Source organism: Streptomyces sp. NPDC018947 (assembly GCF_044390505.1).
Taxonomy (GTDB): Bacteria; Actinomycetota; Actinomycetes; order Streptomycetales; family Streptomycetaceae; genus Streptomyces.
Genome location: NZ_JBIRZD010000009.1, coordinates 173,402 through 186,422 on the forward strand (window position 1 = coordinate 173,402; position 13,021 = coordinate 186,422).

Here is a 13,021-nt window from a genome sequence, read left to right on the forward strand (position 1 = left end):
CGACGGACCATGAAGGTACCGCCCCGGGCCCCGCCGGACGGAACGCCGTCGGGTCCCGGCGCACACCGGCCGGCCCGGGGGCCGGAGCGCTTGCCGGGTGCCCCGTGCCCGCGGTGCCTACGAGTGGTGCCCGCGGAAAGGGCCTACGAGTGGCCGAGGTCGGCCGACGCCTCGTCCTCGGTGACCGGGACCGAGCCGGAGTCCGACGCCGGGCGCAGCGGGAACGGGTCGATCCGCGTCTCGTCGATCACGGGCGGAGCGGGCTGCGGCGCCTTCGGCATCACGGCGGCCTCGGAGTGCCCCCCGCAGCCGTACGCGAGGGACACGACGCGGCCGTCCGCCGGGGAGAACTCGTTGGCGCACACCCCGAAGGCCTGGCCCAGCGATCCGCCGATGCGGGTGAGGAAGCCGCAGGACTCGCAGCTCGCGGGCGCCGCCTGGGCCATCGGCGTGTTGGGCCCGAAGGCGTCCTCCCAGCGGTCGGCGGCGATGCGCAGGCCGTAGCGGGAGAGCACCCGCGCCCGGCGCAGGCCCAGTTCCTCGGCGACGGCCGAGATGGTGCCGCGGGCCGGGACGGTGGGCAGCTCGGCGGGCGGCCCGGACGTCACCTCGGCGTCCTCGGCCTCGACCAGGTCGGCCATCTCGTGGGAGACGGCGGAGTTCGGCGGCGGCTCGTCCTCGCCGGTCCAGCCCGGTTCCAGCCGCAGGTCCTCGGCGTCGGTGGGCAGCAGGTCGCCCGGTCCCATGTCGCCGGGACGCAGCCGCTCGCTCCACGGCACCCACTCGGGGGCGAGCAGGGCGTCGGGGCCGGGCAGCAGCACCGCCTCGTCGACGGTCACGATCCTGGCGCGGGAGGCGCGGGCCACGGTGACGGCCCAGCGCCAGCCCCGGTAGCCGAGCTCCTTGGAGGCGAAGTAGTGGGTGACGACCCGGTCGCCCTCCGACACCATCCCCTCGTGCTCGCCGACGACGCCGGGGGCGGCGGCCTCCTCGGCTGCGGCGCGGGCGAGGTCGACGGCCTCGGCGCACAGGCGGTCAGGGGTGCGGCTTCGCGTTGTCGCTGCGCTCACAGGTATCGCTTCTCTCCATACGCCGTCTCACGAGTGCGCCGCTGCCTGCGAGGGGGCGGACGGAGCGGACCTGTGGACCGCGTCGACGTCCGCGCCCGATCGCGCTCGGGCACACCTACGTCATCCATTCTGCGGGATGGCCGTACGGCGCGCGGCCGAGAACGTTCGCCACGGCGCGCTACGCACGCTACCTGCTCATGTGCGCTGGGCCTACACCGACGGAGGTTTCGGCGAGGGCACGATCCCGCACCGCCCGGCACCCGCGCCCTCGCGCAAGCACCCCGGCCCCCGCGACAGAGCCCCCCAACCCCGCGCCCCGGCACCGGAATTCCCCCCACGACAACGTCACACGCCCCGCACGACGGCTCCCGCAAGCGGCCCCCACCCCCAGCGGGACACTCGGCCGCCCACCGCGAAGCCGGCCCGCCCTGCGGGGCGCGAGGCCCGCCGCCCCGGCGCGGTGGCGGCGCCGCCGGCCGAACCCCGCACCCGCCCCGCACGCGTCCCCGGACCACGCACGCGGCCCCGGCCCCGGCCCGCGAGCCGCCGGGGCCCGAGTCCGGTGCACGGGCGCCTGCCCGAGGGCCTGCCGGGCGCGGCACCCGGGGGCTCGCCGGGGGCGCGACACCCGCCCCCGGCAGTCACCGGCCCCGGCCCCGCAGGGACCCCGCTCGACCCGATCAGCGCCATCCGGGCCGTGACAAGCGCTAGAGCCACGGTTCACGGGGCACTATGACGGGGTGGCAGCCGCACGGACGGAGTTGAAGGGCGGGAGCCGGGGACGTGGGCCCGGGCGGTTCCGCGCGGTCGGCCGTGCTCTGCGCCTGCCGGTGACCGGGACGGTGCGGGGCATCCGCCGGGCGACCCACGCGCACGGCGCCGGCGAGTCCGGCCTCGGCAAGCTGATCGAGCTGCACGGAGTGAACGGCGCCGGCGACGTCATGATCACCGTCGCCCTCGCCTCCACCGTCTTCTTCTCCGTGCCCACCGACGAGGCGCGGGGCCGCGTGGCGCTCTACCTCGCCATCACCATGGCCCCGTTCACACTCCTCGCGCCGGTGATCGGCCCGATCCTGGACCGCGTCCCGCACGGCCGGCGCGCGGCCATGGCGACGGCGATGGGGGCCCGCGCGCTGCTCGCGCTGGTGCTGTCCGGGGCGGTGATCACCGGCAGCATCGAGATGTACCCCGCCGCGCTCGGCGTACTGGTCTCCTCCAAGGCGTACGGAGTGGTGAGAAGCGCCGTGGTGCCCCGGCTGCTGCCACCCGGCTTCTCCCTCGTGAAGGCCAACTCCCGCGTGACCCTGTGCGGGCTGCTGGCCACCGGCGTCGCCGCGCCCGTCGGGGCCGGGCTCCAGCAGCTCGGCCCGCGCTGGCCGCTCTACGGCGCCTTTGTGATCTTCGTCGCGGGGACCGTGCTGTCGTTCACGCTGCCGCACAAGGTGGACTCGGCACGGGGCGAGGACAAGGCACTGCTCGCCGCGGACGAACGGCACCTGCACGGCCCGCACCGCAAGACAGCCAAGCGCCCCGGGCTGCGCACGGTGGGCCCGGCGGTCACCCACGCGCTGGCCGCCAACGCCGCCATCCGCTGCCTGACCGGCTTCCTGATCTTCTTCCTCGCGTTCCTGCTGCGCGTCCACCCGATGACGGGCCAGAGCGCCGCCGTGTCCCTCGGCATCGTGGGCGTCGCGGCCGGCGCGGGCAACGCGCTGGGCACGGCGGTCGGGGCGTGGCTGCGCTCACGGGCGCCGGAGATCATCATCGTGACGGTCGTCGCGCTCGTGCTGGGCGCGGCGGTCACGGCCGCGGTGTTCTTCGGCGCGGTGGTGGTGGCGTGCCTCGCGGCGGTCGCCGGGTTCGCGCAGGCACTGGCCAAGCTGTCCCTGGACGCGCTGATCCAGCGGGACGTGCCCGAGCTGGTCCGCACCTCGGCGTTCGCCCGCTCGGAGACGCTGCTCCAGGTGGCCTGGGTGCTCGGCGGCGCGGTGGGCATCGCGATGCCGCTGAACGGCACGCTGGGCCTGTCGGTGGGCGCCGCGATCGTCGCCGCCGGATGGCTGACCACCGTACGGGGGCTGATCGGCTCGGCCCGGCACGGGCGTACGGCGCGGACGAGGGTGGCGTGACCACGCCACGCCGCCCCCAGGTGGGGGGACGGCCGGAGCCGCCATATAGCCTTCGGCCATGACCACGTTGCAATCCGTTGTGCGACGCCGCCGCGCCGTCGCCGCCGCCGGCGCCGTATCCGCCGGACTGCTCCTGATTTCGGCCTGTGACAAGCCGACCGCCATGTCGACGATCACCGTCGGCAGCTCCTCGGTCAGCTCCGAGGCCACCTGCGGCGGGGAGGGCAAGGCCCTCTCCGACGACCAGATCACCAACTGCCTGAAGGACAAGGACGCCAAGTCCATCACCGTCGGCCAGGACGAGACCGTCCGCTTCGGCGTCGACCCGGAGATCGCCGACGACCACTGGACGATCCTGATGAACGGGCAGCAGCTCCTCGACGACAGCGAGAAGACCTACCGGGCCATCCCGGGCAGCGTCTTCTTCAACGCCCAGTACGGCGCCCAGGGCAACTCGACGAACGTCGCCATCGCGGCCCGGGACGGCAAGGACGGCAGCCAGAAGATCACCGGCGTGTGGGTCTTCAAGCTGAAGAAGGGCGACTGACCACGTCCTCCGTGCGCGTCCTCGTGGCCACCGCGGTCCCCGTCGAACGGGACGCGGTGGCTCGGGCGTTTCCGGGACCGGCCGCTCCGGCCGCCCGGCCCGGCGTGGCGCTCCACCGGCTCCCGGACGGCCCCGACCTGCTGGCCGCCGGAGTAGGCCCCGCGCTCGCCGCCGCGTCCACCGCCGCCGCCCTGACCGCCGCGGCCCTGGAGGGCGCCCCGTACGGCCTGGTCGTCTCGGCCGGCATCGGCGGCGGCTTCGCGCCCGATGCGCCCGTCGGCTCCCTCGTCGTCGCCGACGAGATCACCGCCGCCGACCTGGGCGCCGAGACCGCCGACGGGTTCCTGCCGGTCACCGAACTCGGTTTCGGCACCGTCACCCACCGCCCGCCCGCGGGACTCGTCCGCGCCGTCGCCGCCGCGACCGGGGCCCGCCCCGGCACCGTCCTGACCGGGTCCACCGTCACCGGCACCGCCGAACGCGCCGCGCTGCTGCGCGCCCGCCACCCGTGTGCCCTCGCCGAGGCCATGGAGGGCTTCGGCGTCGCCGAGGCCGCCGCCGCGCACGGGGTGCCCGTGCTGGAGCTGCGCGCGGTCTCCAACCCGGTCGGCCCCCGCGACCGCGCCGCGTGGCGCGTCGGCGACGCGCTCACGGCCCTGACGGACGCCTTCGGGAAGCTCGCACCCGTCCTCGGAAGTTGGAACTCCCATGAGCAGTGACACCTTGCGGATCGCGTACTCGCCCTGCCCGAACGACACCTTCGTCTTCGACGCCCTGGCCCACGGCCGCGTCCCCGGCGGCCCCGCCCTCGACGTGACGTTCGCCGACATCGACATCACCAACGGCATGGCCGAGCGCGGCGAGTCCGACGTGCTGAAGGTGTCGCACGCGGTACTGCCGTACGTCCTCGGCGAGTACGCGCTGCTGCCCTGCGGGGGCGCGCTGGGCCGCGGCTGCGGGCCGCTGGTGCTGACCCGGGAGGCGGGCCTCGACCTGAGCGGCCGCGCGGTCGCGGTGCCGAGCGAGAAGTCGACGGCGTACCTGCTGTTCCGGCTGTGGGCGGCGGACGTGGTGCCCGGCGGGGTCGGGGAGATCGTCGTCATGCCGTTCCACGAGATCATGCCGGCCGTGCGGGACGGGAAGGTCGACGCGGGCCTCGTGATCCACGAGGCGCGCTTCACGTACCAGAACTACGGGCTGCACAAGCTCGCCGACATGGGTGAGCACTGGGAGCACACCACCGGGCTGCCGATCCCGCTCGGCGCGATCATCGCCAAGCGGTCGCTGGGCGCGGAGGCGCTGACCCGGCTCGCCGACTCCGTCCGGGCGTCGGTCCGCGCGGCGTGGGACGACCCGGAGGCGTCGCGCCCGTACGTGATGGAGCACGCCCAGGAGATGGACCCGGCCGTCGCCGACCAGCACATCGGGCTGTACGTCAACGAGTTCACGGCCGACCTCGGCGAGGACGGCTACGCCGCGGTCCGGGGTCTGCTGACCCGCGCCGCGGCCGAGGGCCTGGTGCCGGCCCTCGGCCCGGACGCGCTGGCGTTCCCGTAGCGCGGGGTCAGACGTCGAGCTGGTCGGCCACCGCGCGGAGCAGGCCGGCGATCTTCTTGCCGGCGGCCTTCTCGGGGTAGCGGCCCCGCTCCAGCATGGGGGTGATGTTCTCCAGGAGGGTGGTCAGGTCCTGGACGATGGAGGCCAGTTCGTCGGGCTTCTTGCGCTGCGCGGCGGCGACCGACGGGGCCGGCTCCAGCAGGGCGAGGGACAGGGCCTGGTCACCGCGCTGGCCGGCGACGACGCCGAACTCCACGCGCTGGCCGGGCTTCAGTGTCTCGACTCCGGCGGGGAGGACCGAGGAATGGACGAAGACGTCACCGCCGTCGTCGCGGGAGAGAAAGCCGAAGCCCTTCTCACTGTTGAACCACTTGACCTTGCCGGTAGGCACGTCTGTCCTCGTCCTCGTACTCGTCGGAAAACTGCTCTTGATAGCACTCGGGCGGGTCGTGGGACCCGCCGGTACCCAGGCTAATGGTCTTCAGGCCGGTGACAAGACGTCCCCCGGCCGTTCCTTCGCGCAGGGAACTACCCTGGTCGGGTGCGTGACAAAACCCGAACGAATTCCGCCGCGCCCGGTGACCGGTTGATCCGCGCCGGTGCGATCGTCTTTTTCGCCGGCGCCGTGGCCACCCTCGTCACGGTGGCCCCGCTGTTCCTGGGGACGACGCCCTTTCCCACCTACATGTTCGGGCTGAGCATGCTGATGGGAGTGGGGTTCCTGATCGCCGGGGCGGGCGTGCTCCGGTCGATCGCCGCGGGGCGGCGTCAGGCGCGGGCCGCGGCGGCGCCGTCCCGGTAGCCGGCGAGCCAGTCCGGGAACTGCGTCAGGTCGGCGAGGACGACGTCGGCGCCTGCCTCGCGCAGCTCGTCCGCGCCGCACGGCCCGCTGGCCACGGCGACGGCCAGGGCGTCGGCCGCCCGCGCGCCGCGTATGTCGCCGAGGTGGTCGCCGACGTAGACGTCCGCGCCGTGCTCGCGCAGCGCCACCGCCTTCTGCTCCGCCCACAGGTCGCCGATCACGGCGTCCGGCCGGATGCCGAGGTGCTCCAGGTGCATCCTGGCGTTCGGCTCGTACTTGGCGGTGACGACGATCGCCCGTCCGCCGGCCGCCCGCACCGCCTCCACGGCCTCCCGGGCGCCGGGCAGCGCGGGCGTCGCGCCGACGGCGTACGCCGGGTACATCTCCCGGTACAGCTCGGCGGTGGCCGCGATCCGCTCCGCCGGGAACCAGTGCGCCAGCTCCTCCTCCAGCGGCGGCCCGAGCCGCGTGACGGCCAGGTCGGCGTCGACGTACGTCCCGGTCCGCTCGGTCAGCGCCAGGTAGCAGGCACGGATGCCGGGCCGGGAGTCGATCAGCGTCATGTCGAGATCGAAACCGACGGTGGGCGCGGGACGGGTCGCAGAAGCCATACCCGCCATTGTGCCGGGGCCTCCGGCACACCGACCGGGCCCCGGGCGCCCGGCGGAGGGGCGCCCCGGGGCGGCGGGGCGGGCGAGGCCCGGGCCCCCGGCGGGGTGATGCGGGCCCGGAGGACCGGCGGAGGCGGGCCCGCGGACCGGAAGGGGTCCGCCCAGGCCAGCGGGGGTCACGTGATCCCGGCAGCGCGCGGGCCGGGCGCGCGAAGGGGCGGACGCGGGCCGGGAGGCGCGAAGGCGGACGCGGGGTTGCCGCACCGGCAGACGCGGGCCGGGGCGGCAGACATCAGGCTCTGACCGTGCCCGGTGCCCTGTGGTTGTGGGCGGGGGGCCGCCGGTGGGGGTCAGGATGCCGGGCGGCGGGAGCGCCACAGGAGGTACAGGGCCGTGGCGAGGGCGGCGCAGCGGAGGACCCAGGGCCAGGTCTCGGTGACGGCGTCCGCCATGTGGCCCTCGGGGATCGGGTCGCCCCAGCGGCCCTCCCCGCGGCCCCAGAGCCAGACCACCCCGGCCGCGGCGACCGTGCCGGGCAGCCCCAGGACCGCCCACTTCGACTGGACGGGGGTCAGACGGCGGGAGAGGTAGGCGATCAGCCAGCCCAGGCCGAGCGGGACCAGGCTGCCGACGACGGCGCCGCCGATCAGCAGGGACGCGGCGAGCAGCAGGAGCGGGTTGTTCCAGCCGCCCTCGGGCCACAGGCGGGGCAGGCCGCGCCGGGCCCCGCCCCTGCCCGCCTCGGCCGGCTTCCCGGCGGCGGCGTCGGCCACCGCCTCCGCCTCGGCCTCGGGCTTCGCCTCGGGGGGCGTCTTCCCGTCCCGCTCCTTCGGCGGGGGCTTGAGCAGGTCCGGGATCTCCACGCCGCCGACGAACCCGGGCACGCTGTCGCCGCCGTCCCCGAAGCCTCCGCCCCCGAACGGCCCGTCGTCCACCCGCCACCAGTCCGGCTGCACGGCGCTGTCCCCCAGTTCGTGCGCGCTCGCCAGGTGGGGCGGGGAGGCGGCCGGCTCGGGCGCGGGATCGTGCGCCGCCGGGCGCGGGCGCGGCACGGCGCGCCGCAGGCCCTTGCGCCTCCCGGCGTCGCGCCGCTCGCCGCCCTCCCGCTGCACGGGCACCGCGGCGGACGGTTCCGGCGCCGCCGTCCGCGGTCCACCGCCCCCCGCCGCGTCGACCACGTCGTCCGGGCTGCCCAGCCGGTCCAGGATGCGGCGGACGGCCGCCGGACTGTCGACGGTGGTCCTCGCACGCCGCCGGTCGATCTCGTTGCGCAGCTCGGAGACCAGCCGCATCCGCGCCGCCGACGGAAGCTGACGCTGCTGGGCCACGTCGCCGACACGGCTCAGGTACTCGTACACGACCTGGTCGCTCTCGATCCCCACGGACAACCCCTCCGGGGCGGATGAGTGGTGACACCCCGTCGGACGACGGTACCGAATGTTCCCGTGCCCGGCGGGCCTCCCCCGCGCACGTGCCGCCCCGCCGTCGTACCCACCCGCTAACGTTGGCCGGATGAGCACCGAGGAGAAGTCCGCGGCCCCCCGGTCCCTCGCGGAGGCGCTCCGCGCCAGGGACGACGCCTCGCTGGCCGCCCTCCTGCGCAGCCGCCCCGACCTCATCACCCCCGTCCCCACGGACCTCACCCAGCTCGCCACCCGCGCCGGCACCCGCGCGTCGGTCGTCCGGGCTCTGGAGCGGCTGGACCGGTTCGCGCTGCAGACGGCGGAGGCGCTGGCCGTGGCGGCGGATCCTGCGTCGTACGGCGAACTGCTCGGCCTGATGGCCGGCGACGAGGGCGATGCCGCCGTGGCCGCCGCCCTGCCGCGCGCCGTCGCCCTGCTGCGCGAGCAGGCCCTGGTGTGGGGCGGCGACGACCGGCTGCGGCTGGTGCGCACCGCCCGCGAGCTGCTCGCGCCCTCCCCGCAGCATCCCTCGCCGACGGGTCTGGGCCCCACCGTGCGGGAGGCCACCGCGGGCATGTCGCCCGGCCGCGTCCAGGAGATCCTGACCACCCTCGGACTGCCCTCGACGCACGACTCCGTCACCGCCGTGGCCGCGCTCGGCGCCCTGTTCACGGACCGGAAGCGGATGGCGGGCCTGCTGGGCGAGCTGCCCGCCGGCTCGCTGGAGGTGCTGGACCGCCTGGTGTGGGGCCCGCCCTACGGCCAGGTCACCCACGACCCGGCACCCCACCTGCGCCTGCTGCTGGACCGCGGCCTGCTGCTGCCGACCGCGCCCGGCACGGTCGTCCTGCCCCGCGAGGTGGCCCTGCATCTGCGCGCCGGCCGCGCGCACCGCACGACCGAGCCGGTGCCGCCGCCGGTGGAGGCCGCCGCCGCGCACCGTCCGCAGGTGGTGGACGCCACCGCGGCCGGCCAGGCCCTCACCGCGTCGGCGACCGTCGAGGAACTGCTGAAGGACTGGCACGAGGGCGGCCCGGCGGTGCTGCGGGCCGGCGGGCTGAGCGTGCGCGACCTGAAGCGGACGGCCGTCGCCCTGGACGTGCCCGAGCCGGTCGCCGCCTTCTGGGTCGAGCTGGCCTACGCGGCCGGGCTGCTGGCCTCCGACGGCGAGGCCGACGAGCGGTACGCGGCGACCCCGGCGTACGACGAGTGGCGGGAGCTGCCCGCCGCCGAGCGCTGGGCGCGGCTCGCCGGGGCGTGGCTGACGGCCACCCGGACGCCGGGGCTGGTCGGCGGGCGGGACGCCAAGGACCGTACGCTCTCGGCGCTCGGCCCCGACCTGGACCGTTCGGCCGCGCCCGAGGTGCGGCACCGGGTGCTGACCCTGCTGGCCGGGCTGCCCGAGGGCGCCGCGCCGGAGCCGGAGTCGGTGCTGGCCCGGCTGCGCTGGGAGCGTCCGCTGCGCGGGCCGCGCCGGGACGGCCGCGAGGTCCGGGCGGGCCAGGAGGAGGACCTGCGCACCCGGCTCGCCCGCTGGACGCTGTCCGAGGCGGAGCTGCTGGGCGTCACCGGGCGGGGCGCGCTGGCCTCGCCGGCCCGGGCGCTGATCGGCGCGCCCGAGCCGTCGCGGCCCGCCCCGGAGCCCGAGGAGTCCGAGGGGCCCGGCGCCAAGCTGCCCGTCCACCACCGCGCGCCCGCCGCCGCGCCCGCGCCGCTGACCCCGGCCGAGCAGTCCGCCGCCACGGCCACCGCCGCCCGGCTGCTCGCGCCGCTGCTCCCCGAGCCGCTGGACCACGTGCTGCTCCAGGCCGACCTGACGGCCGTGGCGCCGGGGCCGCTGGAGCGTCCGCTCGCGGACACGCTGGGTGTGCTCGCGGACGTGGAGTCGAGGGGCGGGGCCACCGTCTACCGGTTCACGCCGGGTTCGGTGCGCCGTGCGCTGGACGCCGGGCAGACCGCCGCCGACCTGCACGCCTTCCTCGCCCGGCACTCCCGTACGCCGGTTCCCCAGCCGCTCACGTACCTGATCGACGACGTGGCCCGTCGGCACGGGCGGCTCCGGGTCGGGGCGGCCTCGGCGTACGTGCGCTGCGACGACGACGCGACGCTGGACGAGATCCTGGCCGACAAGCGGGCGGCCGGCCTCGGCCTGCGTCGTCTCGCGCCGACCGTGCTGGCCGCGCAGGCGGACCCGGCGGCGCTCCTGGAGGGGCTGCGCGCGATGGGCTTCGCGCCGGCCGCCGAGTCCGCGGCGGGCGATGTGCTGATCGCCCGCACCGACGCCCACCGCACGCCGCCGCGCACGGCGCCGGAGCCGGTCCCGGACGGGCCGCCGGTGCCGGACGACACGCTGCTGTCGGCGGCGATCCGCGCCATCCGCGCCGGCGACCTCGCCTCCACTGCCCCGCGCAAGCCCGGCCCCGGCGACGAGGGCACCCCGGTCGCGAACGGCGAGCTGCCCCGCACGGGCGCGGCCGAGACGCTGGCCACCGTGCAGGCCGCCGTGCTGACCGGGGAGGCGCTGTGGATCGGCTTCGTCAACGCCGAGGGCGCCGCCAGCCAGCGCGTCATCGCCCCGATCCGGGTGGAGGGCGGCTTCGTGACGGCGTACGACCACACGGCGGACGAGGTGCGCACCTTCCCGCTGCACCGGATCACGGGCGTGGCGGAACTCGCCGGCGACGAGACCTGACCCCGCGAGGCACATCACCGCCCGACGGCCGTCCCCCGTGCCCGGCGATCAGGCACACTGGACGATTGGCCGAGCCGTCGTCCGGCCGTACGCACGCGAAAGGGTGCCCCCCGTGAATGGTCCGCTCATCGTCCAGTCCGACAAGACCCTGCTCCTGGAAGTCGACCACGAGCAGGCCGACGACTGCCGCCGTGCCATCGCCCCCTTCGCCGAACTGGAGCGGGCGCCGGAGCACATCCACACCTACCGGGTGACCCCGCTCGGCCTGTGGAACGCGCGCGCGGCCGGGCACGACGCCGAGCAGGTCGTGGACGCGCTCGTGCAGTACAGCCGCTACCCGGTGCCGCACGCGCTGCTCGTCGACATCGCGGAGACGATGGACCGCTACGGCCGCCTCACCCTCTCCAAGCACCCGGCGCACGGGCTGGTCCTGACGACCACCGACCGGCCGGTGCTGGAGGAGGTCCTGAAGTCGAAGCGGATCGCGCCGCTGGTCGGTGCCCGCATCGACCCGGACACGGTGGCCGTGCACCCCTCCGAGCGCGGGCAGATCAAGCAGACGCTGCTGAAGCTGGGCTGGCCCGCCGAGGACCTCGCCGGGTACGTCGACGGCGAGGCGCACCCGATCGAGCTGGCCGAGGACGGCTGGGCGCTGCGCCCGTACCAGAAGCAGGCGGTGGAGAACTTCTGGCACGGCGGCAGCGGTGTCGTCGTCCTGCCCTGCGGCGCCGGCAAGACGCTGGTCGGTGCCGGGTCGATGGCGCAGGCCAAGTCCACGACACTGATCCTGGTCACCAACACCGTCTCGGCCCGCCAGTGGAAGCACGAGCTGGTGAAGCGGACGAGTCTGACCGAGGACGAGATCGGCGAGTACAGCGGCACGAAGAAGGAGATCCGGCCGGTCACCATCGCCACGTACCAGGTGCTGACGACCCGCCGGAAGGGCGTCTATCCGCACCTGGAGCTGTTCGACTCCCGCGACTGGGGGCTGATCGTCTACGACGAGGTGCACCTGCTGCCCGCACCGGTGTTCAAGTTCACCGCCGACCTCCAGGCGCGGCGCCGGCTGGGGCTGACCGCGACCCTCGTCCGGGAGGACGGCCGCGAGTCGGACGTGTTCTCGCTCATCGGCCCCAAGCGGTTCGACGCGCCGTGGAAGGAGATCGAGGCGCAGGGCTACATCGCGCCCGCCGACTGCGTCGAGGTCCGCGTCAACCTCACCGACTCCGAGCGGCTCGCGTACGCCACCGCCGAGGCGGAGGAGAAGTACCGCTACTGCGCGACGACCGACACCAAGCGGAAGGTCACCGAGGCGATCGTGCGCCGGTTCGCCGGTCAGCAGATCCTCGTCATCGGCCAGTACATCGACCAGCTCGACGAGCTGGGCGAGCACCTGGGCGCCCCGGTGATCAAGGGCGAGACGTCCAACGCCCAGCGGGAGAAGCTCTTCGACGCCTTCCGGCAGGGCGAGATCAGCGTCCTCGTCGTCTCGAAGGTCGCCAACTTCTCCATCGACCTGCCGGAGGCGACGGTCGCCATCCAGGTGTCCGGCACCTTCGGTTCCCGGCAGGAGGAGGCCCAGCGCCTGGGCCGGGTGCTGCGCCCCAAGGCGGACGGCCACCAGGCGCACTTCTACTCGGTCGTCGCCCGCGACACCCTCGACCAGGACTTCGCCGCCCACCGCCAGCGCTTCCTGGCGGAACAGGGCTACGCCTACCGGATCATGGACGCGGACGAACTGCTGACGGAGGGCTAGCCGTCACCTGCGGCGGACGCCGGCCTCCTCGCCGTACTCACCGAGGACGACCACGTCGAAGGCGGCGCCCGCGAAGACCTTGACGGCGCGCAGGGCGTCACCGAGCCGGTGCCGGTGACTGCCGGCCACGGGCGTGGCGCCGGAGGGGCGGCCGGGTGCCGGGGCGGGGGAGATGGTTGCTGCGCTCATGTCTCCATGGTGCGATTGCGGACATAAGGCTGTCATCCGTCTCCGGGACCGGCCCGGCGCCCGTTCCCTACGACCCCGGAGGGAGCGCACCCCCCGGAGCGGAGGACGCGGTCCCCTAGGGGTCCGGCCGGGAGAGCCGTCGCCGGGGCCGGACCGCGCGGAATAAGCGTTGGCCCCCGCCGCGCCCGTTCCCCTAGAATCTCCGCTCTTGCCCGCCTCCCCACGGAGCGCCGCCGCCCGGACGGAAACCGGTCGGCCCACCGCG

Annotated in this window: 12 protein-coding genes; 7 read left to right on the forward strand and 5 right to left on the reverse strand. The window is 75.5% G+C overall.

Annotation, left to right across the window (positions count from 1 at the left end; all coding sequences use genetic code 11):
- Positions 1-143: 143 nt before the first annotated feature.
- Positions 144-1,070: a DUF3027 domain-containing protein gene (locus ACH499_RS18930; protein ID WP_356198841.1), complete on the reverse strand. Its 927-nt coding sequence runs from the start codon at positions 1,068-1,070 to the stop codon at positions 144-146.
- Between the two features lie 740 nt (positions 1,071-1,810).
- Here ACH499_RS18930 and ACH499_RS18935 point away from each other — a divergent pair.
- From ACH499_RS18935 to ACH499_RS18950, 4 genes are read left to right on the forward strand one after another with little or no spacing between them, the layout of a single operon-like run.
- A complete protein-coding gene (locus ACH499_RS18935; protein WP_356198843.1) occupies positions 1,811-3,199 on the forward strand; it encodes an MFS transporter in 1,389 nt (462 codons plus the stop codon).
- Positions 3,200-3,257: 58 nt separating this feature from the next.
- Positions 3,258-3,746 (forward strand): DUF2771 domain-containing protein, encoded by a 489-nt coding sequence (locus ACH499_RS18940; protein WP_356198845.1) that lies wholly within the window; start codon positions 3,258-3,260, stop codon positions 3,744-3,746.
- Positions 3,747-3,757: 11 nt separating this feature from the next.
- Positions 3,758-4,465 carry a futalosine hydrolase gene (locus ACH499_RS18945; RefSeq protein WP_399017032.1) on the forward strand — a complete coding sequence of 236 codons (708 nt, stop codon included), beginning with the start codon at positions 3,758-3,760 and terminating at the stop codon, positions 4,463-4,465.
- The gene (locus ACH499_RS18950) at positions 4,455-5,303 is read left to right on the forward strand and encodes a 1,4-dihydroxy-6-naphthoate synthase (protein WP_399017034.1); all 849 of its coding nucleotides are present in this window, start codon (positions 4,455-4,457) and stop codon (positions 5,301-5,303) included. The genes ACH499_RS18945 and ACH499_RS18950 overlap by 11 nt, the downstream gene beginning before the upstream one ends.
- 7 nt (positions 5,304-5,310) lie before the next feature.
- On the opposite strand, the gene ACH499_RS18955 is transcribed toward ACH499_RS18950, so the two are convergent.
- Positions 5,311-5,694, reverse strand: coding sequence for a cold-shock protein (locus ACH499_RS18955; RefSeq protein WP_399017036.1), 384 nt, complete (start codon positions 5,692-5,694; stop codon positions 5,311-5,313).
- A gap of 150 nt (positions 5,695-5,844) precedes the next feature.
- Here ACH499_RS18955 and ACH499_RS18960 point away from each other — a divergent pair, with 150 nt between their 5' ends.
- Entirely contained in the window at positions 5,845-6,105 is a 261-nt protein-coding gene (locus tag ACH499_RS18960; protein WP_356198850.1) for a hypothetical protein, read from the forward strand.
- Here the strand turns inward: ACH499_RS18960 and ACH499_RS18965 are convergent.
- Together ACH499_RS18965 and ACH499_RS18970 are read right to left on the reverse strand one after the other, a co-directional pair.
- Positions 6,072-6,716 (reverse strand): HAD family hydrolase, encoded by a 645-nt coding sequence (locus ACH499_RS18965; protein WP_399017039.1) that lies wholly within the window; start codon positions 6,714-6,716, stop codon positions 6,072-6,074. The two genes, ACH499_RS18960 and ACH499_RS18965, sit on opposite strands and share 34 nt — an antisense overlap.
- 350 nt (positions 6,717-7,066) lie before the next feature.
- On the reverse strand, positions 7,067-8,098 hold the full coding sequence (locus ACH499_RS18970) for a hypothetical protein (protein ID WP_399017041.1): 1,032 nt from the start codon (positions 8,096-8,098) through the stop codon (positions 7,067-7,069).
- Positions 8,099-8,228: 130 nt separating this feature from the next.
- Here ACH499_RS18970 and ACH499_RS18975 point away from each other — a divergent pair, with 130 nt between their 5' ends.
- Both ACH499_RS18975 and ACH499_RS18980 read left to right on the forward strand, forming a co-directional pair.
- Positions 8,229-10,811, forward strand: a complete 2,583-nt coding sequence (locus ACH499_RS18975; protein WP_356198856.1) for a helicase C-terminal domain-containing protein — start codon at positions 8,229-8,231, stop codon at positions 10,809-10,811.
- Between the two features lie 112 nt (positions 10,812-10,923).
- A complete protein-coding gene (locus ACH499_RS18980) occupies positions 10,924-12,567 on the forward strand; it encodes a DNA repair helicase XPB (RefSeq protein WP_356198858.1) in 1,644 nt (547 codons plus the stop codon).
- 3 nt (positions 12,568-12,570) lie between these two features.
- Here ACH499_RS18980 and ACH499_RS18985 read toward each other — a convergent pair whose 3' ends face one another.
- A complete protein-coding gene (locus ACH499_RS18985; protein ID WP_189233941.1) occupies positions 12,571-12,756 on the reverse strand; it encodes a hypothetical protein in 186 nt (61 codons plus the stop codon).
- Between the last annotated feature and the right edge of the window lie 265 nt (positions 12,757-13,021).

Excerpts from the sequence above, each read along its gene's own strand:
- ACH499_RS18950 (WP_399017034.1), top strand. The coding sequence starts at position 4,455 with ATGAGCAGTGACACCTTGCGGATCGCGTACTCGCCCTGCCCGAACGAC.
- ACH499_RS18965 (WP_399017039.1), bottom strand. The coding sequence starts at position 6,716 with ATGGCTTCTGCGACCCGTCCCGCGCCCACCGTCGGTTTCGATCTCGAC.
- ACH499_RS18985 (WP_189233941.1), bottom strand. The coding sequence starts at position 12,756 with ATGAGCGCAGCAACCATCTCCCCCGCCCCGGCACCCGGCCGCCCCTCC.
- ACH499_RS18975 (WP_356198856.1), top strand. The coding sequence starts at position 8,229 with ATGAGCACCGAGGAGAAGTCCGCGGCCCCCCGGTCCCTCGCGGAGGCG.
- ACH499_RS18940 (WP_356198845.1), top strand. The coding sequence starts at position 3,258 with ATGACCACGTTGCAATCCGTTGTGCGACGCCGCCGCGCCGTCGCCGCC.